A 26,671-nucleotide genomic window follows, 5' to 3' on the forward strand; every position below is an offset into this window, starting at 1 on the left:
ATGAATTTTGCATCAACACTACTTCTTTGGTACGATAATAACGAGCGTCCACTGCCTTGGCGTGAAACGAAAGACGCCTATGCGATATGGCTTAGTGAGGTTATTCTACAACAGACACGAATAGTTCAAGGCATGTCTTATTGGCAACATTTCATGCGGCAATGGCCTACAGTCTACGACTTAGCTAATGCATCAGAAGATGAAGTATTGAAGGCTTGGCAGGGACTAGGTTACTATTCTCGGGCAAGGAATCTACACAAGGCAGCACAGCAGGTAGTGGAACTGAAAGGCTTTCCCCACACAGCAAAGGAATTGAAGAAACTGAAAGGTGTTGGTGAATATACCGCTGCTGCCATTGCTTCCTTTGCCTTTGATGAGAAGATAGCAGTCGTTGACGGTAATGTCTATCGGGTGCTTTCTCGCTATAAAGGTATCGATACACCAATAGACACGACATCGGGTAAGAAGGAGTTTCAAAGTCTATCACAAACACTCTTGCCAACGCATGATTCAGCGCGATATAACCAAGCGATCATGGACTTTGGAGCAATTCAATGTACACCAACTTCCCCTCATTGCGACATTTGCCCCTTATGTGAGTCCTGCGTTGCCTTTCGTGAGCAGCGTATTAATCAACTACCCGTTAAAAGTAAGAAGATTCATCAGCAGGAGCGTCACTTGACGTATATTTATATTCAATATAACGATGAAATAGTCTTACATCAGCGTGGCGCAGGGGATATATGGCAAGGTCTTTGGGAGTTACCACAGCTTGAACATCTATCGAAAGAGGATGGAGAGGAATGGAAAAGGGAGGCTATAGAAGTTTGTAAAGACGTAAAGCATGTTCTTACACACCAACTTCTTTTCGCCAATCTCTACTATTGGGCACCACAGCAACGCCCTATCCTATCTGCTGACTTTATATGGATTCCTACAGAAAAGATTGCTGATTACGCACTTCCAAGACTGATGGAGATTCTGTTGGATAGATTAAGAAAGAGCAACTTAATGTTAGGCTCCAATCTTTAACATCGATTCGTACCATTCGAAATGAAACATAAAGTAGGGACAGAACCCATCGTCTGGTAATTTAGAATTCATAACTCAAGATTCAAAATTGTGATTACTTCTGTCTAAAATAGTGCCAAAAGTAGGGACAGACGCCATCGTCTGGTAATTTAGAATTCATAATTCAAGATTCAAAATTGTGATTACTTCTGTCTAAAATAGTGCCAAAAGTAGGGACAGACGAGGGCGTCTGTCCGCCAAAAGGGGATCAAACACTACATAGCCGAAACACGCAAAGCACCTAAGAAGGCATGAAAGAAAAAGGAAGAAGGTCTGTGTGAGAGTGTAACAAGGAATTGCCTCGTTAGCAACAGACAAAGAGACGAAAAAGAGGAGAGGCTTTCCTCAATTTGAAAAGGGCATTTCTTTGATGTGAAGAGAGGCTTTCTTCATAGCAAGAAGGGCGTCTGCTTGTTTTGTTGGAATATATAAACTCAAATACAAAAGAGAAATTATACCAAGGATATTGATGGTAGACGTCTTATTTAGAGAACATTAGTTGCATATTTAAATATCATTTGATTCTTATACTACCTACGTCCTATTAGAAGAGAGCATATCTGATCCCACTTATCGAAAGAATTGTATGCAATATGTTTCTTAATTAGGAAACAAATGTCTATCTTTGTATCATTAAACTAATAATGTATGATAGAGCATGAAATAAAAGTCGTAATGATGGATGAGGCTGTAGCTTTCGTCCGTTCTTTACCACAGAAAGTACAGGAGAAAATTACCTATAATTTCCTTAAAATACAGCAAGGGCTTATAAGTAAAGAACTCTTCAAAAAATTAGAGGGAACTGAGATTTGGGAGTTCAGAACACTTTTCAATGGTAATTGTTATCGGCTCTTCTCGTTCTGGGATACAGATACGGAGACATTGATAATAGCGACTCATGGCATTATTAAAAAGACTCAGAAGACCCCAAAGAAAGAGATTTCAAAGGCAGAGATAATCAAACAAGAGTATTTCAAACAAAAAGAAAGATAATATGGAAAAGATGCATTTAACACCACTATCAACTATTGTGGACGAGGTGTGGGGAGAGAAAGGTACAACCAAACGTGACGTTATGGAGAAACAAATAAATGACGAAGTTAATTCATACTACATCGGTGAGGCTATTCGCAAAGCACGCCTATCTCAAAACCTCACACAGGATGAATTAGGTAAGAAGATAGGCGTTCAACGAGCACAGATATGTAGATTGGAAAGTGGTAGAAGTGTGATTACACTCCCTATTATGAGCCGAGTTTTTCAGGCATTAGGCATTGGCACAGCAACACTGGACTTAGGTATTGCTGGAAAGATAGCCTTATGGTAACATCCGATTACCCCCTACTCTTCCTTTCCAAAGTTCCCTTCAATGCGCAGTTGATGGGCAACAAGGAAAGGAAATACGCATACGATCATCACTATAACAAAGAACCAACGGTAGCCAACAGCTTCTGCTAAGGCTCCTGCAAACAGTCCTGGTATCATCATGGAAAGTGCCATGAAGCCAGTACACAAAGCGTAATGGCTGGTCTTGTGTTCGCCTTGACTGAAATAAATCATAAACAGCATGTAGGCACTAAAGCCGAAGCCGTAACCGAAGTTCTCAATAAATACGGCAATACTAATGGCTATCACACTATCGGGAAGCATATAGGCAAGATAGACATAAGCAATGTTGGGCAAGGTGATAGCTGCCGTCATTGGCCATAGCCAGCGTTTCAAGCCATCACGACTAATCATCATTCCACCGATAATGCCACCTAAAAGAAGTCCTAAAACGCCCACGACACCATTAACGGTACCATATTCTATCTCGGAAAGAGCCAATCCTCCTTTTGCTATAGGTGCTTGCAGGAAGAGCTGAGAGACTGGAGTTATCAGTGCTTCGGGCAGTCGAAAAAGGAGTAGGAAAACTATTGTTATTAACGATTGATCCTTTTTTAAGAAGGAGACAAAGGTTTGGCAGAAGTCTAACAAGAGTTGAGATTTAGACACACTGACCTTATCAGTATCTTCTGAAGGCTTCGGTAAAATGAAACGATGATACAAAGAAAGACCTATGAACAATGCCATCAGACCATAAAAGACCAATGCCCATGAAAGTTGGATGCCCACTATCTTATGTAAAAGACCTGCCAAGGCAATCAATCCGCCCTTACCAACAACCATCGAAATGCGATAGAACGTTGAACGAATACCCACAAAGAAGGCCTGATCATGCTGATTAAGTCCCATCATATAGAACCCATCGGCCGCAACATCATGTGTAGCACTACTGAAAGAAAGTAGCCAAAAGAAACAGATAGAGCCTTGTAGCCAAAAAGAAGTGTTCACCGTGAAGGCGACACCCGCAAAGGCAGCACCGAGGAATAGCTGCATAACGACAATCCACCAGCGTTTCGTCTTAACCAAATCAAGGAAAGGACTCCACAAAGGTTTGATTACCCAAGGAAGATATAACCATGAAGTATAAAACGTTACTTCGGCATCTGACAAGCCTAACTGCATATAGACTTGAATGGATAAAACGGTTACGGCTATATAAGGAAGCCCTTCCGCAAAATAGAGCGAAGGGATCCATGCCCATGGGCTTATCTTTCTTTCAGCTTTCAATGTGCGTATTATCTTTTATGTGTAATTATCTGCTAACGAGCACAAAGATACACAAAATTAATGAGAATACACTATGATACTCTTTTGTAAATATGTTGTGAATATTGTTGCAAGCGCTCATTTTGAAATATATCTCGCTCTATATTTTCGTTATATAAAGGTTGTCTCTCACGAGGTAAGACTCCTGTATAATATCGAGGAACATCAAATTTTGCACTAAGTAACTTCAAATTCTCTTATAAGACAATTCTTTATCAAACTTAAGCAATGATAATCAGTAAGTTAAAAAGAACCTTTTTATTACGAACAAAAGGTAAAAGTAATAGGTATATCATAGGTAATCAGAAATGGAATTAATGATAGGAAAGACAATAGGAACAGAATACAACTACATGAGACAAAGTCAGACTAATAAAGAGCAAAAATGTTTTTGCTGTCATTTCTATCATCCTTTTTGTACTCTTAATCCTCTGATAAAGAACGTATTAGTATAAATGTTAAAAATGACAGCAACTATAATTAAAACTAAATTAGGGGTTTTGTGTTACATAAATAAGCTCAAGGAATCAAAGAAACTATGATGCAATAACTTTACATATAGGCTATTTACGGCTACATGCAACAGCTCACTGCAAAAGAAAGAAGTAAAAAGGGCGACGGTCTTAACGACTATCACCCTCGCAGATATTGATTGTTTCAGATATTACATACCTAAAGCTTTCTTTGCATTCTCATTGTTTGGATTAACTTTGAGTACCTTCTGGAAGTACTCTTCAGCTACAGCCTTGTTACCTTTCTTTGAGTTGTAGAAACCTAAACCATAGTAAGCTCCTTCCAAATAACTCTTGCTATCCTCATCAAGATTAGGCTTTGCCTCCTCGAAAGCTGCTACCTTCTGATAGATTTCAGCAACCTTGTCAGGGTCGTTCATAAGCTGAGCTACATTGGCTTGATTCAACCATACCCAGTCAGAGATTGATGGGAACTTTGTGACCATCTGCTCATATACATCAAAGGCTTTAGCAAGTACGGCATTCTTCGCAGCACGATCTGTAATGCCTTCTGCCTTTGTTACGTATGTATTTGCAAGTGTTGCCCAATCGTTATTAGTTGCTTTCTTACTCTTTGAGAGATAATCCTGCTGTACTTCAAGAGCCTTATCTTCATTGCCCTGTGCAACATAGATTGCAGCAAGAGTCTTCATTGGTTCGAGGTTATTGGCATCAAGCTCAAGGGCTTTGTTGACTGCGGTAATTGCTTCATCATACTGTTTGTTACCGCAGAGAGCCTTTGCATACATATCATAGTCGTTTGACACCTTCTTACCCTTACCTGCAAACACTACATTTGCGAAGTTAACTGCCTGTGGATAATCCTTTAACTCAACAGCTGCCATCATAGCGATACGGCTGAGATACTCACTACCAGGAAACTTCTCAAGACCTTGCTTTGCTACATTCAAAGCCTTGTTATAATCCTTTGTGATGTAAGCAGCAAAGCCGTAGTTATAGAAGTTATCCTCTGACATATTAGCAGGATTGCCCTTATCATACCACTTCAAAGCTTCGGAATACTTACCATCGCTCAGCATGATCTCTGCAGCTGTGGCTTCTACTGGATAGTCTGGCTTAACTTTACGAAGTTCCTCTAACTTAGCAACTGCAACCTTTGAATTTACATGACGATATACCTTAGCATAACGCTCATAGGCTGTTACATTCTGTGGGTCGAGGCTGATTGCAGTCTGATACTGCGTTGCGGCAGCACCTGCATTACCAATAGAATCTTGGATTGCAGCGATGTCGCCAAGAAGTACATAAGCTAGACTACCATTGAACTTCTTATTGCTTATAACACTCTGTGCAATTGCATCTGCCTGTGTGTAATTATGCTGTAATAGGTAAACATTACCCAAAGCAACCAAAGCTTCCTCATTCTTCTTGAAATTCTTCTGATATTCCTTGATGAGATCCTTTGCTGCCTTTGGATCGTTTGGAGCTGCTTCAATAGCCGCAACTATAGGCTTCAAAGCCTCTGCATAATTAACCTCCTGTGCCATTGCTGGAGTTGACATTGCCAACATCAAAGCTCCAGCTACTAAATATTTCTTTGTTTTCATAATTCTCTTCTTTTAATGTTTAATACCAGTGAAAACTATCATTAAGATGTTTGTTAAACGCTATGGTTTAAGAGAAATTGCTTCGTTGTCGACAATTATAAACATTTATAAGAGATTATAACACTCAAATAAATAATAAAATCGAATCAACTAACAATTACAACTTATCATCAACCACTGTTTAAACTATCACCCGTTAACTATATAAGTTATACTCCTTATTCTGTCTTAACTTCTACTTCACGAATATTAATCTGACCTCGATAAGGAAGTAAACCTGCTTTGAAGATTATCTTCTGACCAATAGGATTGGTTACGAAGTTCGCAAATGCCCAAGGCAAAGCCTTATGAGGATCGGCAACAATAGCATAAATCGTTCTAACAAACGGGTATCTACCATCTAAAAGATAGGCTTGATAAGGTTGCCAACTATTACCTGGTTGTGCAATGGTAGCCTTTGAAAGAGCAACCACTGTAATATCTTTTTTGAATGTGGTGTTCGTTGAGTCACGATGATCATTCAACCAATTGGAACCAATAACACCTATAGCGTTGGGAGTCTTGTGAACATAGTCAACAACTGATTTACTATTGTTAGCAGCAACAATGTTCGTACTCTTGATGTTCTTTCCACCTAAAATGGAGTCAACTACATAATGTAATGTGGCTGAAGCCTTATTATCAAAAACAACTTCAATGTTGCCTTGATTATTCTTAGGATTCAACTGCTTCCAATTTGCAATCTGTCCACTAAGAATCTTCTTCACATCATTAACCGTCATACAAGAATCGTTGTTCACACGATTAACAATGAAAGCAATTCCATCATAGCCTATTGGGAATACTTCTGGAATAGGTCCTTTTCCTCTTAAAATAGCATCTTCTCCTTTCGTCAAAGCATGTGAAGTGAAGAAGAGATTAACCTTCTGATTGAGGATTAACTTCATACCCGTGTTATCGTCAGTATAGATTGGCAATAAGTGGGTTTGTGGGTAACGGAACTGGTAAGTTTGTAGCAGTTCCTCAATAATAGGACTAAAACTTTCGTCAGAGGCGAACTTAATCGTCCCTGACGTCGGTGTATCTGTTCTGCCGTCCTTAGCTTTCTTCTGACCACAAGAGATCAAAAGAGAACTAAGGCTAAGCATCAATCCTACCATAACGTAGAATCTGGATCTTTTCATATAAATTTGCTTTTACTGCAATTTGAAGGTAATAGGTAGAGTGAACCAAACATTTGCTGCTTGACCATTGTTCATACCTGGATTCCACTTCGGCATGCTGTTTACAACACGAAGAGCCTCACGATCGAGTGATGGGTCAACGCCACGAACAACTTGAGCTTGACTAACGCCACCATCACGTCCTACAACGAACTTAACGATAACACGACCTTGAATACCATTCTCTGCAGCAACCGCAGGGTACTGAAGGTGAGAGCTCAACCATGCGTTAACATTACCCTTGAATGAAGGCATCTGCTCTGCCACAGTAAAGATCTTATTCTCAACCTCTTCTTTCGGCTCTGGTTTTGGAGCTTCAACAACAGGTTTCTCAATCTTTGGTACAATCTGCTCAGGAGTTGCAACTGTAGTACGAGCGGCAGTTTCAGCACGGTTATCCGTACCTTCCTTATTCTCAACACCGACAGCTTTGGTCTCCTTATTCATCTTGACCATAGGTGGCATCTCTTCCTTCACATCCTTATCATCCTTGATAACAGGGGCTGTAAACTTAACAGTAGCACGAGTCTCTGGAACGACCTTTTCAGGTTCAATCTTCTTAGGCTCTGGCTGTTTCTGCTGCTTCTTACGTTCAGCTTGCTCTTTCTTTGCCGCTTCAAGAGCTGCCAACTCCATCTTAGCTGCGTATGCTTGTTGAGCAGCTAATTCATCATTGTGCTTCTTGATCTGGTATGCTAAGTAACCACCACCGAGGAATGCAGCAACAAGCAGAATAGCTAATGCTTTGATATTACGCTGAGATACGGACTTACGAAGCCTATACGCACCGTACTCCTTATTTTTACCAGCGAACACCATGTCGACCCATTTAGGATCGTATAGATCTATTTTTGCCATTGTTTTCTTTCTTTAATTGTTTACGAATCAATGATTAAGCCTTAATCCCTTTCTTAGCCAATAGTGACTTGTCTTGGTCTGTCAGCTTGTCAATGACGTAAGTTCCAATGTATGAAATCTGCATTTCATCGAGGATATCTACCAAGTGACGATAAGAAGCATGATCCGTTGGTTTAATAATGACAGTCATTGTAGACACCTTCTTGCCATTAATCATACCACTCTTAATCGCAGCAATCTCCGACTGATAAACACTGTCTGGATAAGCAGCTGGGTTCGCAGCCTTCTTACGGTTCAACTCTTTTACCGCAATACTCATATCTTCGTATGGCAGTGTAATAGCCTCACCTGTTGAAGGATCACCAACTTGCTTATGCTGAAGAACATATCGGATGCCCTTAGGAGTATTGCTCCAATCAGCAGCATGTAGCCAATTTGCGTTATCATACTCTGGTTTACCATTACCATAGAAGAGTTTGTCTCCATCGGCAATGTAAATCGTAATAGAGTGTGACTCTTTGGCCTCATTCTTCATAGACTCATTTGGTGTCTTATCATTACTTGGCATAGTCAACTCCATAGTTGAAGGCTTGCTAAGTGAGGTACAAAGCATGAAGAAAGTGATCAGCAACATAAGCATATCTACCATAGGCGTAAAGTCTACGCGTACAGTCATCTTCTTCTGCTTACCGCCTCCTTTTTTTCCTTTTTCCATCATATCCATGTCTTTGACCTCCTTTACTTACTAGCTGCCTGAGCAGCCTTTTTAGCGTCCAACTGTGTGATCATGTAGTAATGGCTCTCATCCATATCCTGAAGTTCGCTCATTACTTTCTTAACAGTTCCATAAGGAGAATCACCATCAGACTTGATTGCAAGTCTAACCTTTGGATTTACTTGGCGGGCTGCGTTAACCCACTGCTGAAACTCTGTCATCTCCTGTCCTTGGATACTATCGAGAGGGATTCCCATCTTTGGGAGTTCTTTGCTACGCTCAGCTGCAGGCTTAGAAAGATATGCAGCCAACTTATCTAGAGGTGTACCAAATGTAGACTCTGCCATGAAGGTCTTCTTCAATTTTGGAGTTAAATCTGGTGCCATCTGATCAAGAATCTGACCAAGCTCGTTTGTATTATCGTAGCTCATAAATACCTGACCTTCGCCAGTTGGTGTACCATTAGGTCCTTTTTGAGGACTAACGAGGATTGTAAGGACGCCGTTCTCTGGCACCTTCATTTCAGACACAGAACCCGGAGTATTTACCTTCACTGGCTCATTCTTTACGAATGTAGAAGTCAGCATAAAGAAGGTAAGCAACAGGGTCATAACGTCTGACATAGGCGTCATGTCGATCCAAACGTCACTCTTCTTAATTTTTACTTTACCCATAGCGATAAATATTTAAAGGGTTAGCAAAAATTAAGCCTCTTCTGTATGGTTTGCTTCGTATGTCTGAGCGATAGAATAACCAACCTCGTCGAGAGCGTAAGTCAACTTATCAACCTTATTAGAGAAGAAGTTGTAAGAAACTACAGCACACCATGATGTGGCAATACCGAATGCTGTGTTGATCAACGCCTCAGAAATACCAGCAGAAAGTGCAGCAGAGTCAGCGCCACCACCTGCAGACAAAGCAGAGAAAGACTTGATCATACCCGTTACAGTACCGAGAAGACCAGTAAGAGTACCAAGTGTAACCATTGTTGCAAGGATTGGGAGGTTCATTGTAAGAACTGGCATTTCAAGCTGAGTTGCCTCCTCATGAGCCTGCTGAATCTTAGCAACCTTCTGTGCTTTCTTAAGATTAGCATTAGCACCTGTCTCCATGTCTTTATAAGCATTCAAAGAAGCCTTAACAACATTAGCTACAGAACCTTTTTGCTGATCACAAAGCTGATTAGCCTTAGCAAGATCATTTGCATTAAGAGCAGCCTTAATGTTTGCTACAAACTTTGGAAGAGAACCCTTACCGAAAGCGGTCTTCAAAGCCATCCAACGCTCGATAGACATTGCAAGTACTGAGAGCAAGAGAGTGTGGATTACAGGAACGACGACACCACCCTTAAAGATAGTACCCCAAACATCTGCAGGGTTCTCACGTGTACCTGGATCCTGGAAGTGCATATCATTACCGAACCATGTAAAGAACAGTGTGAATGCAACGATAGCGCAAACGACGATAACCCAGAATGCACCTCTAACTCCTGTGAAGCCCTCTGATTTCTTCTTTGGGGCTGCTTTTTGTTGTGTAGTTGCCATAATTTGATGAAATTTTAATTTTTAGTTATTAATGAATTAAACTGTTAATATCTTTCTGATTTTTAATTGTTTGTATGAGACAATGCCATTAGATACGTGTCACAGCATCATCTTATTTCCGCAAAGATAGCAATTAATGAGGAACTAAAACTACGATTAATAACATTTAACAATTATAGTTATATAGTTTCTAACCTTGCTATCTTACGATTTAATCAATTACTATTTAAGTTTCGACAAGACATCTTTAATGCGTGAAAGAGCTTCAATGATATTGTCGTCACTTGTCGCATAACTCATACGGAAATAATCGGGCGAACCAAATGCATCACCAGCCACTGTTGCCACATGACCTTCTTCGAGGAGATACAAAGCAAAGTCCGTTGAATTATTAATTACATACTTCCCATTAGTTTTACCAAAGAAACTTGAGCACTTAGGGAATAAATAGAATGCCCCTTCTGGAACGTTTACCTCCAATCCTGGAACCTCCTTCGCCAGAGAAACTATTAAATCACGACGACGCTGAAAAGCTTCGCGGAAATCTTCTACGCATCTCTGATCACCTTCATAAGCTGCTATAGCAGCCACCTGGCTAACACTGCTTGTACCAGAAGTATACTGACCTTGCAATTTATTCAAGCCTTTGATTATCCACTCAGGAGCAGCTACCCATCCGAGTCTCCAGCCCGTCATGGCGTACGCTTTACTAACACCATTACAAATAATCGTGCGTTCCTTCATCCCTTCACAGGCTGCAATACTTGCATGACAACCTATATAATTAATGTGTTCATATATCTCATCCGAGAGAACAAAGAGGTTATTATGTTCCAAAACAACCTTTGCCAATGCCTCCAACTCTTCCTTTGTATAAACACTACCAGTAGGGTTACTTGGGGAACAGAGAATAATTAGTTTCGTTTTCGATGTAATAGCAGCTTTCAACTGATCAGCTGTTACCTTGAAATCTTGCTCTATCCCAGCAGGAACAATGACAGTGATCCCACCCACCAACTTTACCATCTGTGGATAGCTTACCCAATAAGGAGCAGGAATAATAACCTCATCACCAGGATTAACAAGAGCCAAGATTGTATTACAAACGCCCTGTTTTCCACCCGTACCAACGATTACCTCCGATGCAGAATAGTTGAGGTTATTTTCACGTTTGAGCTTATTTGCTATCGCCTTACGCAAAGATAAGTAACCAGGAACAGGTGAATACTTCGAAAAATTATCATCTATAGCTTTCTTACCAGCCATCTTCACATGATCTGGCGTCATAAAGTCAGGTTCACCAACGCTCATATTAATAACGTCAATACCCTGCGCTTTCATCTCATTACTACGTTGTGACATTGCCAACGTTGCTGATGGTGCGAGTCGATTCAGACGATCTGATAGTTGTGCCATTTATATAATCTTGCCTTATGAATATTGAATACAAAATTACGTATTATTGTTCTGATAACGTAATTTTTCCATCTTTATTTCATATAATTATCATTTTCACTATTTCACTATCATTGGTATTACTTGTGACGATTGGCTCTTTGCTGGCGGTACTTAGCCTTTTGCTTAGCACTGCCAGAGCCGTGTGCACCTGTAATATACTTCTTCTTCTTGGCTTTAGTCTTTACTTTCCCATCATCATTCTTGGGCTTTGATGCGCCTCGAAAGACCATTCCTCCTTCTATAATATCATCTATCTCGCTCATACAAAATCGGTTTAATGATGGAATAAACGTACTCCTGTGAATGCCATTGCGATACCATATTTATCGCAAGTATCGATGACATGGTCGTCACGAATGCTGCCCCCAGCCTGCGCAATATACTCCACTCCACTCTTGTGGGCACGTTCGATGTTGTCACCGAAGGGGAAGAAAGCATCCGAACCGAGTGCTACTCCTGTGTTCTTAGCGATCCATTCCTTGCGTTCCTCACGTGTGAGAGGCTCTGGGCGAGTGGTAAAGAACTGTTGCCAAACCCCTTCTTGCAATACGTCCTCATACTCATCCGAGATGTAAACATTGATGGTGTTATCACGATCGGCACGACGAATACCCTCCTTGAAAGGTAGGTTCATCACCTTTGGACATTGACGCAACCACCACTCATCAGCCTTATTACCAGCCAAACGAGTGCAGTGAATACGACTTTGCTGACCGGCTCCGATACCGATAGCCTGCCCATCCTTCACATAGCAAACAGAGTTACTTTGTGTGTACTTCAGTGTGATGAGCGAGATAATAAGGTCGCGTTTTGCCTCTTCGGTGAACGTTTTATTCTTTGTAGGGATATTCTCGAAGAGCGCAGGATCATCTAGTTTCACCTCATTTCTGCCCTGTTCAAAGGTAATACCAAACACTTGCTTGTGCTCGATAGGTGCTGGAGTGTAATTCGGATCAATCTTTATAACGTTGTAACCACCCTTGCGTTTCGCCTTGAGAATGTCTAATGCTTCAGGTGTAAAGTCAGGTGCGATCACGCCATCACTCACCTCACGTTTGATGAGCAAAGCCGTTTCCTTGTCACAAGTATCACTAAGTGCACAGAAGTCGCCATACGAACACATACGGTCGGCGCCACGTGCTCTTGCGTATGCACTAGCCAATGGTGTCAACTCGAAGTCGACGTCATCAACGAAGTAAATCTTCTTTAGTGTGTCACTAAGAGGCAGTCCTACGGCAGCACCAGCAGGGCTAACATGTTTGAACGAAGCTGCTGCGGGCAGTCCAGTAGCTGCCTTCAACTCCTTTACGAGTTGCCAACTATTGAGCGCATCGAGGAAGTTAATGTATCCTGGACGCCCACTAAGAACAGTGATAGGGAGTTCGCCTTCCTCCATATAAATACGTGAAGGCGTTTGGTTCGGATTGCATCCGTACTTAAGAGCTAATTCTTTCATATAACTTATGTGGTATATGTGGATTGGTGCTACAAAGGTAGCGAAAAATAATTGAAAAGCCCTTTCTCCTTAGTTGTTATTCGATAAAAATCACTGCTATGCTTTGTTCCTTTTATAGAAAAATAGTAATTTTACAGCCGTAAATAACAGTATTAACAGATAAGGAATAGGGGTGTTAGGGTTGCTCCTGATGACTTCTTTAACATCTCTAACTCCTTTTTAAATCTTAAAGACATGCACGCATTACACACAGACAAGGCTCCTGCAGCAGTTGGACCTTACAGTCAGGCAATCGAAGCCAATGGTTTCATCTTTGCATCTGGTCAGCTTCCTATTGACCCAGCTACCAACGCTTTCGCTGAAGGAAGTGTGAAGGAACAGACTCGCCAATCAATTACTAATGCACAAAACGTACTGGCGTCAGCTGGTGTCGACCTATCTCATGTTGTGAAGACAACCGTTTTCCTTTCTGATATGGATAACTTTGCTGCGATGAATGAGGTATATGCCGAGTTCTTCAAAGAGCCTTATCCTGCACGTTCGGCAGTAGCTGTTAAAACCTTGCCAAAGGGTGCCTTGGTGGAAGTTGAGTGCATTGCTGTAAAGTAATTGAGACATTCTCTCCATTTAGGAAGAGCATTTCTTCTGTACATAAGATTCAAAGATTGTAGGGACAGACGCCCCCGTCTGTCCGTCTCAAAATCCCTTTTCATGCAACAGAAAACTATACTTTTCGGACAGACGAGGGCGTCTGTCCCTACTTTTATGCTATGTTTGTGAAATGAAAGGAACGCCCTTCTTGTAATAAGGAGACGCCCTTTTCACATCAAAGAAAGCCTCTCTTTAATTGCAAGAAAGGCTCTCTTGTTTATCTGTTATCAGTTTCTATATATGTTTTATAGCGTTTCTTGTTTATTTCCTGTAGGCTTATGGTCTTGAATATAGAAGTATATTCCACCAATCCATGCTATAGCTGAAACGAATATTGATACTATAATTGCTCCCATCTTACTTTCTTTTCGTTTTGCAAAGATAGTCTCTTTTTATTTAGCATACAAATATCTAAGGTCAAATATAGGTTGTTATTCACCATTAGCAATATAAAAAACTCATTGAACCTTACGTATTTACCTAATCTTTTATTACTTTTGCAGCACGTTAGTAATGCTTTCAATGAGAGATGAAAAAGAAGTTTAGAGCCATTATTGAGGATCTAGGGCATAAGACTCAAGTGCGTAAAGAGCTAGTGGCAGATGTAGAGAAGTTATCAAGCAGGCTGGCGGTCTACCATATCAATTTGGAGACTACATCACTGAAAAGGCTGATTGGTTATTTTAAAGGTAAAGAGAAACCATCACAAAAGACGTTAGATAGGTTGGCTCTCTTCGCCGGGTTCCAGAACTGGAAAGACCTAAGTAAGGCTTTGCATGGCGACAATGATGCTAAGTTGAACTATGAAGATTAAAAAAGTCCGATACCTTTTTGGTATCGGACTTTTATTTTCTTGGATCTCCAAGGGCTTACTTCTCAGTAGAAGCAACAACCGTTCTCTTCTCCTTGATACGTGCAGCCTTACCTGTAAGATTACGTAGGTAATAGAGTTTCGCACGGCGAACTTTACCACGCTTGTTCACCTCGATAGAATCGATATTTGGTGACTCGATAGGGAAAATACGCTCAACACCAACGGTGCCTGACATCTTACGAACAGTGAAACGCTTCTTCTCTCCATGGCCAGAAACCTTGATTACTACACCACGATAGAGCTGAATACGCTGCTTGTTACCCTCGACAATTTTGTAAGCGACGGTTACTGTGTCACCAGCCTTGAACTCTGGGAACTGCTTGCCGGTTGCAAATGCTTCTTCAGCAACTTTAATTAAATCCATTTCTTATTGTTAATTAAATATTGTTTGTCGCTCCAATGTAACGTAGTTAATGACTCTTCCACAACCAGCGGTTACACCGAAAAGCGTTGCAAAGTTACTGCTTTTCGTCGAAACAACAAAGTATTTGTTTGCTTTTAATGCTTATTAGGGCAAGAATCAAGCTTATTTTGTAGCAAGAATCTTGGCTATTTCCTTCTTAGCCTTAGCCATTTGTTTCTGGAAAGCTTCGGATGAATGAACGGCGGCGTAGCCTACACTCGCACATAGGCGACCTGCGTCAGCATCGCTCTGATAGTGATTCTATCTTCTTTCTATGCGCTTCGCGTATTATTTCGATACGTATTGCGTATTCATGCAATGCGTATGTTTTTATATTATCTAAGCGTGATAATTAATTATCAGACTTAGATAAAGTATTATCACACTTAGATAATTAATTATCACGCTTAGATAATACAATTTGATGCGCATTCCTGCAATGCGAAATACGCATAAAAATAAAAGAAAAGCAGGTAAGAAGAAATGCAATATACGCTATATTCTGTCTTTCCTGCTTATAGTTTACGATGTGCGATAGGCTGTTTTGCCTTTTTGTGAGGCGCGTTGTGCATAAGAAAGGGGCAGATGCTGAACATCTACCCCTGATTTATTCTCTAGGAATCTCCCACCACGTGGGGACCTTCCTGTCGTGTTTCTGTGCCTTAATACTTAAACACTGCGGTGAGAGTTAACCTGCGTCCATCGGCGTGGGCATACTCTGCATTGCGTGCCATCATCATGGATGCTGGTGTGTAATAAGTGTAGTTTAGGAGGTTGGTTACCGACAAACTCAAGTCGCAAACCTTCAAGTTAACACCTGCAGTGAGGTTTAGTAAGTTGATACGACTTACCTTTCCTTCTCCTTCGTTATATACACCTGATGCGTTAGGAGCGAATCGGTCGCGCTTACCCGTGTGTATGTATTGCAGTTGGAGATAGGTATTCTTGACTGGAGCATAGTTGACATACATTGCCAACTTAGCGGCTGGAATGGAGATATTCGACATGTATGTGTCCCACTTACCAGTAGCTGATTTGAGCTTACCTTCGAACCATGAGAGGTTAGCACCTGCCTTTAAGTTGCTGAGGATTTGCGCATCTGCACTCAACTCAACGCCATATACCTTCTGTGGAGTACGGTTGACTACCCAGAAGCCGTGGTCTATCTTGAGGTCACTTCCTAGCTTAGAATAGGTGTAGAAGAACGAGCCATTGAGTTGCAGCCAATGGTTAATATCAGAGTAAGCACCAATCTCGTAGTTGTTAGTCTTTACTGGTTCTGTGGAGATCTTAGAGAGTACATCCGCCTTAGCAGCACGTAGTGTACGACCTAAGTCGAAGATAGAAAAGCCTTGAGAGTAGGCTACGAAGGGTTGAAAAGCAGGATATTTGTTATAAGAAATACCCACGTTAAAGGACATGTTATTATACTTTAGCGTGCCACCCTTTACGTGCACCTGTGGGTCGGAGAGCTTATTACGCAGTACATCGTAGTCTGGCACCTTCACACTGATATGGTCGTAACGTCCGCCGAGTTTGATGTTAAGGTGTTGCCAGAGCGTTGTCTTGATCTGAAGGAAGGGTGCATGGTTGTTACTGGTGAGCCATGGCATCCAATACCTGCCGTCTACTAAGGGTTGAGAAGTCTTATTGTAGAGGTAGTCGTAACCGTATGCAAGATGTGCAAAGGCGTTGTCAGAGAAGATAAGACGGCTGTTGAACTGGGCACGAACACCGAACTTACGGTCCTTAACAGCCGACTGTCCGCTTGTTTCCTCCCATCTTGGTTGTGCAGGATTAGCCTTGCGGAAGTCGAAGATGGTGTAAAGACTTGAACCATAAACAGACGCTTCTAAGTCGGTGTGCTTGAATATGTCCTTTGAAGTAAACTTGAGGTATGCATTGTGGTTATACCTTGTTCCCTCGTCAACTGCCTGTGGGTCCTTGTTGCCAATGACGCCAATAGAAGGACTTTGGAGGTACTTTCCGCCGAAAGGAATCAGTTTCGTGTCTTGCAAACTACGATAGAAATTATACATCAACTCAATTCTGTTCTTTGGAGATAGGCTGTAACCGAGATTGACGAGGGCATTCGTAGTGTAAGTATCACCGAGTCCGTAACGTGGAGAAATAAACTCTCCGTCACCGTCAATAGCGCTACCTGTACGCCCGAAAGCACCATTTACGAGGTAATCGAAATTACCCACACGTCCATAGACTTGCTGGTTGATGCGATAACCCTGGCCTTTTCCTTTACGGAAGAAATTGTAGGTTGACCCTGAGAGAGTCGTCTCTCCTGCAAAAGACTTAGTGGTGGTATTCTTCTTAGTGATGATGTTTATCAATCCACCGATAGCCCCGTTACCATAGAGGGCAGTAGATCCCTTCACCACTTCTATATGGTCGATAGCAGCGATGTCGATGGTTCTGATGTCACGATCGGTTGAACGTAAAGGAGTTGATTGAGGAATACCATCAATCAAGATAAGTGCGCTTCTTCCACGAAGTGATTGTGACCGAGAGCTTGTAGTATTACTTGATAGAGCCATACCAGGTGTGAGCATGCCTAAGAGGTGAGTGATATCGGGAGCTGCCTTGCTCATTTCTGCTATTTGCTTCTGGTCAATGATGGTAACAGTAGCAGCCGCATTCTGCTTTACTTCGGGCATACGTGTTGTACTAATTGTTACCTCTTTGAGTTGTAATGTGGTGTCTTCTATCTCTTGTGCTTGTGCATTACATGGCATTGCAGCCATTGTGAGCATTGTAAGAGATAGGTAAATTACTTCTTTCTTCATGTGAACACTATCCGTTAAATATTAATTATTGGTTACAAAAGTATAAATAGTCTTTCAAACTCACAATACCTAAAACAAGGTATAGTTAGGGTCGTAGGGGATGCTGTCGTTTGTCCTTTCATGAAAAGAGAGACTATCTTTCATTCTTAGACAAGCAGTGTATTCGATTTTTTTTCTTACTTTTGCATTGTCTTTTTAGATGTTATCAGCATGCCATGTTACCTATATATATAAGGTAGGAAACATTGTTATCCAATCAAAGAGAGGATGCCCTATGGGCTGAGGAATGTTTATGAGATTTATAAAATATCATTATATATGTATAAGAAAACAGTTTATCTATCTGGATTAACAGCATTGCTGGCATTGACGGGCTGTGCGTCTCACTATGAGTTAGCCGGTATTCAGCGTACACGTGTGCTGGTGGATAGCAGGTATGACGCTGCTCCTGATGCCGACGCAGCAAAGTTTATGGAACCTTTCAAGCACAAGGTGGACTCGGTAATGGGACCTGTTGTGGGCGAAACAGACCATGAGATGGTTGCACACAGACCTGAGAGCGACCTATCCAACCTCTTGGCTGACATCATGGTGTGGGGTGCTCGCGATTATAATGAGCGTGTTGACTTCGGTGTTTACAACATGGGTGGCATTCGTGCAGCCCTCCCTAAGGGTAAAATCACCTATGGCGACGTCCTTGATATAGCTCCTTTTGAGAACAAGATATGCTTCGTTACGCTCACTGGAGAGAAGGTTTTAGAGTTGTTCCGTCAGATGGCTTATACTGGTGGAGAGGCTGTTAGCCATGGAGTAGAGCTTGTTTTCACACGCGACCACAAGTTGAAGTCGGCTCTTCTCAATGGTAAGGAGATTGACCCGAAAGCGTCTTATCGTATCGCAACACTTGATTATTTGGCACAAGGAAACGATAAGATGGAGGCGTTCAAGTCGGCAACTAATGTTGTATCTCCGCAAGAATCAAGCAACAACACACGCTTTATTATCATGAACTTCTTTAAGGAGCAAACCGCTAAAGGGCGCATTGTCAATGCTCAGAAAGAGGGTCGTATTCGTGTAGAATAACCATATCTATAGTTGAAGAAGATGAAAAGAAATATATTATTGATGAGTTTCTGTTTGATAGCAATCCTCGCTTTCGGACAGACAAAGCAGTTAACAATCCTGCATACAAACGATGCGCACAGTCAGATTTATCCGTTAAGTACAACCCTCGCAGACACTATGAAGGCTGGACGAGGCGGTTTCGTGCGTCGTATAGCAATGCTCAAAGAAGAGAGAAAGAAGCAACCTGACTTGCTACTCTTCGATAGTGGCGACTTCTCACAAGGCTCTCCTTATTATACAATGTTCAAAGGTGACGTTGAAGTGGGACTAATGAATCGGATGCACTATGACGCTGCTACGATAGGAAACCATGAGTTCGACTTTGGTATGGACAATATGGTTCGCCTCTTTAAGATGGCTAATTTCCCTATAGTCTGCGCTAATTACGACTTCACGGGTACGCCACTTCAGGGCTTGGTAAAGCCTTATATCATCTTGAAACGCAATGGCTTGAAGATAGGAGTGTTCGGTCTTGCTCCTAAGTTGGATGGTCTTGTGGTGAAAGCTAACTATGGTAAGATCGTTTATAACGACCCTGTTGCGTGCGCACAGAAGGTTATTAACGAGTTGAAAGGCAAGAAGTGCGACTTAATCATTTGTATCTCGCACCTTGGATGGGACATTGAAGGGGTCAGCGATGAGGAAGTTATCGCTGGAACTCGTGGTCTTGACCTTGTGTTGGGAGGGCATTCTCACACGTACCTAACGAAACTTGAGTACGTAAAAGACCTCGACGGCAAGTTAGTTGGTGATGATCAGAATGGCAAGCACGCTATCTTTGTGGGCAAGCTGGTGCTTAATATGAAGAAGAAGTAAAGCCTCACCCCCATCCCCTCTCCCAACGGAGAGGGGCGTAGATAGTGCCGTTTGCACATGGAGGATAGGGCTTGTCGGAGTGTAACGAGGCGATGCCTCGTTAGCAAAGGACAATAGGATGAAAAAGAAGAAACGCCCTCTTCCAATTGAAGGGGGCGTTTCTTCGTATTGAAGAGAGGCTTTCCTTATAATGAAGAAAGGCTCTCTTTGTTTTTACCAGTTATCTATCTCTATTAAAGGTGGTGATTCAAAGTAGGGACAGACGCCCTCGTCTGTCCGCATAAATAGGAAGTGTATGGGGCTAATCAGGCGTGTTAGGGCGGACAGACGAGGGCGTCTGTCCCTACTTTTGGCACTATATCCAACAGAATAAACTACTCTTTTACACGTCAACTTATCAACTCGCCAACTCTACCTAATCACAATTTTGAATTATGAATTATGAATTTTGAATTAATAGAAGTACCTTTTACCTTATATAAGTCTTACCTTCTTCTTTCTTCTTATCGGCTTTTTCCTTGTCTTCTTCGTATTTCTTGATAATCTGTTGGAGGTATTTTTTAGACTTAGTGGTGACACATATCACTCCACCCAAGCGTGGTGCAAACAGCTTCGTGACGCTTGGAGTCTTGATGACGGTGACACTTTGGATGTCATCTTTAGCTATATTGTCCATGTTACTAACCTCTACTCCATCCACCAGAATAACTGGTATGTTCAGAGAGTCTTGCTTCTCCGTTTTCTGCGCACTGATGTTTAGACTGAAGAGAAGGGCTGCGATAAAGATAAAAGATTGTTTCATGCTTTGTTATAGTTTGCTGTTAATAATGTTGCAAATATACTCTTTTTCTCGAAATAAACCTCTTTTCTATCAGAAAATATTTGCTATATGCTTGTAATTGATCAATTTTACATTGCCATTGAGGTTTTCATAATCCCCCGAATAGACAATAACTTTCTGTTTAATAGGTGTTTTTATCCATCCATCTAATTGTGAGATAACTTTCTCAAAAGATGAACTATAAGTCATAGCAGACTTTATTTCGATGGCAGTAAGTTCACCTTCTTGTTTTATAAGAAGGTCTACCTCGTTCTGATTAGAGTCCCGATAGAAGAAGACACCACCCTCTTGTCCCTTGTTATAACGGTGCTTGAGGGCTTCTGCAACAATCATATTCTCGAAGATGGCACCACGCATTTTATCCCTATCAAGCTGTTGCGGTGTCTCAATATCAAGTAAGTAGCAAGCCAATCCTGGGTCATTGAAATAGAGTTTAGGGCTTTTCACCAGTCGTTTTGATATATTCTCAAAGTAGGGCGGGAGGAGTGTTATGAGGTAAGAAGCCTGTAAGACGGATAGCCAATGACCGATGGTCTTGGAGCTAACTCCTACCTCCGCGCCTAGTTCTGAAGCGTTAAAGATGGATCCAATACGGGCTGCACACAACTTCATGAACTTGGTAAATAACAGTTGATCCTTTACTTGTAAGAGGTCTCGAACATCCTTTTCTAAATAAGTCCTAACGTATGAGGGATAGAAGAACTTGGCAATGTTTTTACCCGAGCAGATGGCTGGGTAGAATCCGTTATATAGGACGTTATTGAGGCTGCTAAAGTCTGTTTGTTCCGCAATTTCAGGTATTGACATGGGGAGAAGTTCGAAGATACCAGCCCTTCCAGCCAGCGACTCAGATAGATTATGCATCACTTCAAAGTTAGAACTACCTGATAGTAGGAAGCGTCTAGACGGGTCGTTGTCCACTATCCCTTGTATGTAATCAAGCAACTGAGGGCATTTTTGAATCTCATCTATAAACATTCCCTTGTCTGTCTGACTAAGGAATGCGATGGGATCATGCTCTGCATAATCTAATAAGTAGAGGTCTTTTAGACTGTACTTATCGTATAGTGGGAACAGTTGAGATAGTAGTGTGCTCTTTCCCGATTGTCTTGGTCCGGTCAAGGCAATGACTGAGAAGTATCGAGAAGCCTCTAGTATGGTTCCTTCCAATTGGCGGTGTATATACTTATCCATCGTTTTATGTAATCTTGAAGTACGACTTCAAAATTACATAAAATATACTGATAAGACAAGAGAAAAGGGTGTTTTTAAAGCGAAATCTATGTAAATTTGAAGTTGAACTCCAAATTTACATAGATTTTAAAAGGCTTTCTTTATCTGTAATCGGGCTTTTTTACTAATTCTCTGAACGAATAATCAGGGTGTAAAAGAAGATTGCGAAAGGTTATTCAAAGTAGAATGTGAGGGCTATCATCTTAGTTCGTGACTCGTTGACAGCGTTAGTGTACATGAGCATGTGCTTGTCTCTAAGGTTCTTGGAATGGTTTTTATCAAGGCTGTTAGTGAGACTATACATGAATTTTAGCTCTGGTCTTAACTTAAAGTAAGGTAGATAAAAATCACAGCCGAGACCTACCTCGAGGAATAAATCACTCTTTTTAAGTTTTAGATAGTCGTTGTCTTTACCCGAGAGATTCATCATTGGGTTTAGACCTAACATGACATAAGGGCGATGGTTATTGAATCTTGGAGCTGCAGCGATGAGGTCGAAGGCACAAGAAACGTATGCGGTCTTCATCTCCTGCACCTGTTCTGTAGGCTCTCCGAGGCTGTTTAAGTCCGTAAGATTACGAAAGGTAAGGTGTCGAGTACCGAAGTACATGGCAGGAGCAATGCGTAGTTGGAGGGTCTGGTTGAGGCGTAGTTCGCCCAAGACACCGACAGTGAAGCCCGCATCCCATCGGTCTTGATCAGTGGAGATAGTCTTTTCCACAGGTCCAGCACCATCCTCTAAGTCGATCATTTGAGGTCCAACATTATTCAATTCAATATCTTGCAAGTGTGTACCAACAAGTACACCGAAGTGGAAATTACGCAAGTCTGTATAGGGACGGTTCTGTACTTTCCGTTCTTGGGCACCGCTTGTTAGGGCAATGACAAGCAGAGTTAATGATAATATAATTCTCTTCATCTTGTCTTCTTAAACGTGTTTTACCTCCTTTTTATTGTCTGTCTACCTACTTACTTATAGGTATTCTGTGTTCTATGTAATTCTTAGATATATCTCATGGTGCAATCCCCATTGTCTGTAGTGCAGGCTCGTTGGGGTGGAGAAAGTAGATGGGAATAATCAAGCTGATGATGTGTAATGTGTTATGATACAATATTTTATAATCCTTATAATCAGTGTAAGCATTGCTGTCAATCGGTTAATAGGCTCGTTGAAAAGCCCCCCTTTTCTATTTTTATGCCGTCTAAATATTTGTAATTTATCTCATAATCTTTAGGTATTAACGATTTTCTTTTTACCTTTACACCATCAGAAGTAGGTATAGAAGCCTATTTATAGTACAAAAACATTATTAACATTAAAGACATTATATTATGGCTTACGTAATTGGCAACGATTGTATCGCATGTGGTACATGTATCGATGAGTGTCCAGTAGAGGCTATCTCTGAGGGCGATATCTATAAGATTGACGCAGACGCATGCACTGAGTGTGGTACTTGTGCATCAGTTTGTCCTAACGAGGCAATTAGTCTTCCAGAGTAAGGACACGACTGTTACTGATTAAATTCATAAGGCGAACCTTTCGAGGCTCGCCTTTTTTATTGTATTGATGATGGCTCCTCCCATAAGAGAGGAGCGATTCGAAAGGTGTTTATTTTATCTTCCATACATGATACCAGAATCATTATCAGAGTTGGAAATACGTTTATTGATGCTTGATTTGCCTTTTCCATAATTCAAATTGAATGTGAAGTTAAGCAGAAGTATTCGTCTCAAACTCTTTGAGAAAGCCAGTTGTCGGTTAGGAGCGAGGCGTGACAAGTTATCCGTTTCATTTGAGTATTGTTTAGAGAAAGGTGATGCCATGATGAGATTTAACGCCCATTTGTCTTTGTTATAACCTACTGATATGACGTGATTCGCCTCTCCTTTGGTAAGTGTTTCACCCCATAATTCATTGTACCTGGTCTGTACTCCGGCTGCGAATACCCATTGTTTGTACATTACGAGTAGATTTCCATTCATTCCCCAGTTCGAGAGTGTATGTGCGTAAGTATGCCCGTTACTGATGTACCGATTGAAGAATGGAGTAAGTTGTAACGAGAACCAATCACCAAAGGGATGCAACTTTATGTCCATTTGGGTATGTAGTCTGTGGAAGTTCTTTTGGTTATCTATTGTCCTAACAAACTTTCCGTTGTCAATATAAGTCTCTTCCATGATAGGGTGGGAATCGTAACTATACCTTCCAAATAACGATAGATCGCACCATTTTGTGCCCCAGTTTAAGGACAACTCATTCGATACGAAGGTTACAGACTTTAGGTTAGGATTGCCCTTCCTAAGCTGATATACGTCAATATCCTGTGACACATTGCTCATGTCGGAGAGTGAAGGAGCATAAGCCGAAACGTATCCTTGATATTTTAAAGTTACGTTATTACAAGGTTGATAAGCGAGGGAGAGCTTCGGACGAAGGATGAACTTCGATAGCTTCTTATCGTGCTGATGGTTGTAAATACGCATCCCTCCCAACCCGAGGGTATAGGTCAGCTTGCCCAGTTTTGACATCCATTCAGTGTAAGCGAAGGTCTCTGCTGTATTCATATTTACCTGACTTTGGATGTTTCCATCATACGTGTTATTGGTGTACATCTGCGTATGCTTCAACCCAAGTGACAGTTTGCTATCCTTGAACATACGCTCATAAATGCCCTCACCTATTATGGAGTACTTGTTACCATCAGTAATGGAAGCAATCGTCTGAGTAGGTTGTGTGGTTGATGATAAGGTGTATGTACGCTGGCTATGGCTATTGATGTAAGTGCCAATTAGGTCGAAGTACAAGTGCTGGTTATGGGCAAGCTCAGTTTGAAAATACAAATTTAACGAGGGCGTGTTATCATGTCCATGCCTAAAGTCGGTGATGTGGTAGACGTCAGTACCACGATAAAGCGTACTGATTCTATCCTCTGGTGAGTTAGATTCCTTATTGTAGTGATCACGGAAGATAGCACTAATACTGCTCTTCTTAAACGAATAGTTGTACCACAGAGAGAAGCTCATATTATCGAACTTAGCCTTTGTTGGCTCACCAATCTCTCTATTCTCTATGGTCTGATGAGGGTAGTGGTACTCCTCGTAGTTCTCTCTTTTCCACCTCAAATCACGCCTATTCCAATAGAAAGAAGACTTTATCTCGGATCTACCTTTGTGATAGTTGGCAGACAAAAGGTTTTCTCCATAGCCTAACATCGATAGTCCATCGGTGAGGTCACCATTGATGTTTCCACCTTTATTCTTATACTTCACAATGAAGTCGAGGACGGCTGCTGCACCATTAAAACGTAATCCGGGCATGTCGTGGTATTCAACCTTTACAATGTCTTGAGGGCGTAGGGCTTTAACCTCTTCTATCTTTGCTATGACACCATTAATGCGTAATTGGACTGCATCTCCAGTCGTCGTCGTGATGGTATTATCGATGGTGTTGACTCGAATACCAGCTAATTGCATGTTCTGTATGAGCATAACTCCGTTAGTAGAAGCCTTTAGCTGGAGTTTTGAAGGGGTGATAATACGCCGGTCAATCTTCTGTATTTCACGCTTCCCAATCACTTCTACACCTTTTAACTCTTGTGTGGAAGGAGTCAGTTGAATCTTTCCAAGGTCGGTATTCCCTTGTGTGTTCTCCAGAGATACACGATAATCTGTATATCCAATATAGGTTATGATGAGTTCTTTGTGCCCATCGCTCTCCTCCATGGTAAGGTTAAATGAACCCTCATTGTTGGTTACTGTCTGTGTAATTGACGTTGTTTCATTGACCAACTTGACTACGGCACCAATGATAGGGGATGTTGTTTCGTCAGTAACTTGCCCTGTTATGACAACTTTTGCATGCAAGTTAACGTAAAAACTCAGTGCTGCTATGCACAGAAGAAATCTTTTCATTATGGTTATATCTTATAGGTTATTAGATGGATAGAGGCTTTGGTTCTGCCCTGAGTGATTGTTGTTTCCTCTTTAACCACTATCTATTAAAAACTAAAACTCTGCGAAATTAAAAAAAAACAACGGCATGACAAAAACTCTTCGCATGTTTTTTTATATAATTGTAGATACTTTCTTGGATGCTTGTTGTTCGATGGGATCTTCTATATAAAAAGGTGAATTTGATGCTCCCTAACCCGTAGCTACATTCGTACTCATCCTTACTTCAACAAAAAAAGAGTTACAGAACAATCTGTAACTCCCATCTTTGTAGCGGGGGTGGGACCCGAACCCACGACCTCCGGATTATGAATCCGACGCTCTAACCAGCTGAGCTATCCCGCCATCCAACGTGCCTTAGTGTCCTAAAGCGGTTGCAAAGGTATAGAAAAAAAATGATACTTACAAATGTTATTCAACTTTTTTATAACCCCGATAAGGTTTTTGTCTAATGCTAATGATCAATGAAAAAGAATGCTGATAGAGGTTGATAGAAGAAGTAAGTAGTAGCATTAGCAAACCAAGAGAGCGTTCCCTTGATTTGAAGAGGGCGTTTCCTTGCATTGAAGAGAGCCTCTCTTGACATCAAAGGAAGCCTCTCTTTGAATTGAAGAAACGCCTTCGTTAAATGAAGGCGATTGCTTCAAAGTAGAGACAGACGCCCTCGTTTGGTAATCCATAATTCATAATTCAAGATTCAAAATTGTGATTACTTCTGTTTAAGGTGGTGCTAAGAGTAGGGACAGACGCCCTCGTCTGTCCGCTTATTTACCCTTATATGGCATCCCGTTAGGCTACATCCCCTCCTTTGGAGGGGCTTTGGGAGGCTTTTATTGGCTGTATTATGGCGGACAGACGGGGGCGTCTGTCCCTACTTTGAGACAATGTTTCTCATTCGTATTAATCAATACATTCAATG

Annotated in this window: 25 protein-coding genes, 1 tRNA gene and 1 pseudogene; 8 read left to right on the forward strand and 19 right to left on the reverse strand. The window is 41.4% G+C overall.

Annotation, left to right across the window (positions count from 1 at the left end):
• The 3 genes from mutY (at window position 1) to J5A55_RS06330 (ending at window position 2,398) form a co-directional block, all read left to right on the forward strand.
• Window positions 1–1,032 (forward strand): A/G-specific adenine glycosylase, encoded by a 1,032-nt coding sequence (gene mutY, locus J5A55_RS06320; protein ID WP_004383760.1) that lies wholly within the window; start codon window positions 1–3, stop codon window positions 1,030–1,032.
• A gap of 687 nt (window positions 1,033–1,719) precedes the next feature.
• Entirely contained in the window at window positions 1,720–2,064 is a 345-nt protein-coding gene (locus J5A55_RS06325; protein ID WP_004383758.1) for a type II toxin-antitoxin system RelE/ParE family toxin, read from the forward strand.
• Between the two features lies 1 nt (window position 2,065).
• Window positions 2,066–2,398: a helix-turn-helix domain-containing protein gene (locus J5A55_RS06330; protein WP_004383757.1), complete on the forward strand. Its 333-nt coding sequence runs from the start codon at window positions 2,066–2,068 to the stop codon at window positions 2,396–2,398.
• 14 nt (window positions 2,399–2,412) lie between these two features.
• Here J5A55_RS06330 and J5A55_RS06335 read toward each other — a convergent pair whose 3' ends face one another.
• The 10 genes from J5A55_RS06335 to J5A55_RS06380 all read right to left on the reverse strand — a co-directional run bounded on the left by J5A55_RS06335 (window position 2,413) and on the right by J5A55_RS06380 (window position 13,066).
• Window positions 2,413–3,684 (reverse strand): MFS transporter, encoded by a 1,272-nt coding sequence (locus J5A55_RS06335; RefSeq protein ID WP_004383756.1) that lies wholly within the window; start codon window positions 3,682–3,684, stop codon window positions 2,413–2,415.
• A 703-nt stretch (window positions 3,685–4,387) separates the two neighbouring features.
• Window positions 4,388–5,803: a tetratricopeptide repeat protein gene (locus J5A55_RS06340; protein ID WP_004383753.1), complete on the reverse strand. Its 1,416-nt coding sequence runs from the start codon at window positions 5,801–5,803 to the stop codon at window positions 4,388–4,390.
• Between the two features lie 218 nt (window positions 5,804–6,021).
• Window positions 6,022–6,987 carry a PstS family phosphate ABC transporter substrate-binding protein gene (locus tag J5A55_RS06345; RefSeq protein WP_004383752.1) on the reverse strand — a complete coding sequence of 322 codons (966 nt, stop codon included), beginning with the start codon at window positions 6,985–6,987 and terminating at the stop codon, window positions 6,022–6,024.
• Window positions 6,988–6,999: 12 nt separating this feature from the next.
• Window positions 7,000–7,884 (reverse strand): energy transducer TonB, encoded by an 885-nt coding sequence (locus J5A55_RS06350; protein WP_004383751.1) that lies wholly within the window; start codon window positions 7,882–7,884, stop codon window positions 7,000–7,002.
• A 34-nt stretch (window positions 7,885–7,918) separates the two neighbouring features.
• On the reverse strand, window positions 7,919–8,608 hold the full coding sequence (locus J5A55_RS06355; RefSeq protein ID WP_018910351.1) for an ExbD/TolR family protein: 690 nt from the start codon (window positions 8,606–8,608) through the stop codon (window positions 7,919–7,921).
• A 14-nt stretch (window positions 8,609–8,622) separates the two neighbouring features.
• Complete coding sequence (locus tag J5A55_RS06360) at window positions 8,623–9,273, reverse strand: ExbD/TolR family protein (protein WP_004383749.1); 651 nt, start codon at window positions 9,271–9,273, stop codon at window positions 8,623–8,625.
• A gap of 30 nt (window positions 9,274–9,303) precedes the next feature.
• Entirely contained in the window at window positions 9,304–10,143 is an 840-nt protein-coding gene (locus J5A55_RS06365) for a MotA/TolQ/ExbB proton channel family protein (protein WP_004383748.1), read from the reverse strand.
• A 222-nt stretch (window positions 10,144–10,365) separates the two neighbouring features.
• A complete protein-coding gene (locus tag J5A55_RS06370; RefSeq protein ID WP_004383747.1) occupies window positions 10,366–11,559 on the reverse strand; it encodes a pyridoxal phosphate-dependent aminotransferase in 1,194 nt (397 codons plus the stop codon).
• A gap of 119 nt (window positions 11,560–11,678) precedes the next feature.
• On the reverse strand, window positions 11,679–11,864 hold the full coding sequence (locus J5A55_RS06375) for a hypothetical protein (RefSeq protein WP_004383746.1): 186 nt from the start codon (window positions 11,862–11,864) through the stop codon (window positions 11,679–11,681).
• Window positions 11,865–11,875: 11 nt separating this feature from the next.
• On the reverse strand, window positions 11,876–13,066 hold the full coding sequence (locus tag J5A55_RS06380; RefSeq protein ID WP_262502369.1) for a phosphoribosylaminoimidazolecarboxamide formyltransferase: 1,191 nt from the start codon (window positions 13,064–13,066) through the stop codon (window positions 11,876–11,878).
• Between the two features lie 225 nt (window positions 13,067–13,291).
• On the opposite strand from J5A55_RS06380, the gene J5A55_RS06385 reads away from it, so the two are divergent.
• Both J5A55_RS06385 and J5A55_RS06390 read left to right on the forward strand, forming a co-directional pair.
• Window positions 13,292–13,666 carry a RidA family protein gene (locus J5A55_RS06385; RefSeq protein ID WP_004383744.1) on the forward strand — a complete coding sequence of 125 codons (375 nt, stop codon included), beginning with the start codon at window positions 13,292–13,294 and terminating at the stop codon, window positions 13,664–13,666.
• A gap of 571 nt (window positions 13,667–14,237) precedes the next feature.
• Window positions 14,238–14,522, forward strand: coding sequence for a hypothetical protein (locus tag J5A55_RS06390; protein WP_004383742.1), 285 nt, complete (start codon window positions 14,238–14,240; stop codon window positions 14,520–14,522).
• Window positions 14,523–14,577: 55 nt separating this feature from the next.
• On the opposite strand, the gene rplS is transcribed toward J5A55_RS06390, so the two are convergent.
• The 3 genes and pseudogenes from rplS to J5A55_RS06400 form a co-directional block, all read right to left on the reverse strand.
• Window positions 14,578–14,946, reverse strand: a complete 369-nt coding sequence (rplS, locus tag J5A55_RS06395) for a 50S ribosomal protein L19 (RefSeq protein ID WP_004383741.1) — start codon at window positions 14,944–14,946, stop codon at window positions 14,578–14,580.
• A 162-nt stretch (window positions 14,947–15,108) separates the two neighbouring features.
• Window positions 15,109–15,243 (reverse strand): annotated as a pseudogene (locus tag J5A55_RS12330) (acid phosphatase); the annotation flags it as partial.
• A 404-nt stretch (window positions 15,244–15,647) separates the two neighbouring features.
• On the reverse strand, window positions 15,648–17,783 hold the full coding sequence (locus tag J5A55_RS06400; protein WP_004383740.1) for a TonB-dependent receptor: 2,136 nt from the start codon (window positions 17,781–17,783) through the stop codon (window positions 15,648–15,650).
• A gap of 318 nt (window positions 17,784–18,101) precedes the next feature.
• Between J5A55_RS06400 and J5A55_RS06405 the strand changes: the two genes are divergently transcribed.
• Together J5A55_RS06405 and J5A55_RS06410 are read left to right on the forward strand one after the other, a co-directional pair.
• A complete protein-coding gene (locus J5A55_RS06405; RefSeq protein ID WP_039851449.1) occupies window positions 18,102–18,866 on the forward strand; it encodes a 5'-nucleotidase C-terminal domain-containing protein in 765 nt (254 codons plus the stop codon).
• A gap of 21 nt (window positions 18,867–18,887) precedes the next feature.
• Complete coding sequence (locus J5A55_RS06410) at window positions 18,888–19,724, forward strand: bifunctional metallophosphatase/5'-nucleotidase (RefSeq protein WP_004383738.1); 837 nt, start codon at window positions 18,888–18,890, stop codon at window positions 19,722–19,724.
• A 469-nt stretch (window positions 19,725–20,193) separates the two neighbouring features.
• Here J5A55_RS06410 and J5A55_RS06415 read toward each other — a convergent pair whose 3' ends face one another.
• The 3 genes from J5A55_RS06415 to porT form a co-directional block, all read right to left on the reverse strand.
• Window positions 20,194–20,526, reverse strand: a complete 333-nt coding sequence (locus tag J5A55_RS06415) for a hypothetical protein (RefSeq protein WP_004383736.1) — start codon at window positions 20,524–20,526, stop codon at window positions 20,194–20,196.
• Between the two features lie 69 nt (window positions 20,527–20,595).
• Window positions 20,596–21,759, reverse strand: coding sequence for an ATP-binding protein (locus J5A55_RS06420; protein WP_004383735.1), 1,164 nt, complete (start codon window positions 21,757–21,759; stop codon window positions 20,596–20,598).
• A 211-nt stretch (window positions 21,760–21,970) separates the two neighbouring features.
• Window positions 21,971–22,717, reverse strand: coding sequence for a type IX secretion/gliding motility protein PorT/SprT (porT, locus tag J5A55_RS06425; RefSeq protein WP_004383734.1), 747 nt, complete (start codon window positions 22,715–22,717; stop codon window positions 21,971–21,973).
• Window positions 22,718–23,130: 413 nt separating this feature from the next.
• Between porT and J5A55_RS06430 the strand changes: the two genes are divergently transcribed.
• A complete protein-coding gene (locus J5A55_RS06430) occupies window positions 23,131–23,301 on the forward strand; it encodes a DUF362 domain-containing protein (protein WP_004383733.1) in 171 nt (56 codons plus the stop codon).
• Between the two features lie 114 nt (window positions 23,302–23,415).
• On the opposite strand, the gene J5A55_RS06435 is transcribed toward J5A55_RS06430, so the two are convergent.
• From J5A55_RS06435 to J5A55_RS12470, 3 genes are all read right to left on the reverse strand, one after another.
• Window positions 23,416–25,713 carry a carboxypeptidase-like regulatory domain-containing protein gene (locus tag J5A55_RS06435; RefSeq protein WP_004383732.1) on the reverse strand — a complete coding sequence of 766 codons (2,298 nt, stop codon included), beginning with the start codon at window positions 25,711–25,713 and terminating at the stop codon, window positions 23,416–23,418.
• 310 nt (window positions 25,714–26,023) lie between these two features.
• A tRNA-Met gene (locus J5A55_RS06440) sits at window positions 26,024–26,097 on the reverse strand.
• Between the two features lie 109 nt (window positions 26,098–26,206).
• Window positions 26,207–26,338 carry a hypothetical protein gene (locus J5A55_RS12470; protein WP_262502367.1) on the reverse strand — a complete coding sequence of 44 codons (132 nt, stop codon included), beginning with the start codon at window positions 26,336–26,338 and terminating at the stop codon, window positions 26,207–26,209.
• Window positions 26,339–26,671 lie beyond the last annotated feature (333 nt).

Source organism: Prevotella veroralis, assembly GCF_018127765.1.
GTDB lineage: Bacteria > Bacteroidota > Bacteroidia > Bacteroidales > Bacteroidaceae > Prevotella > Prevotella veroralis.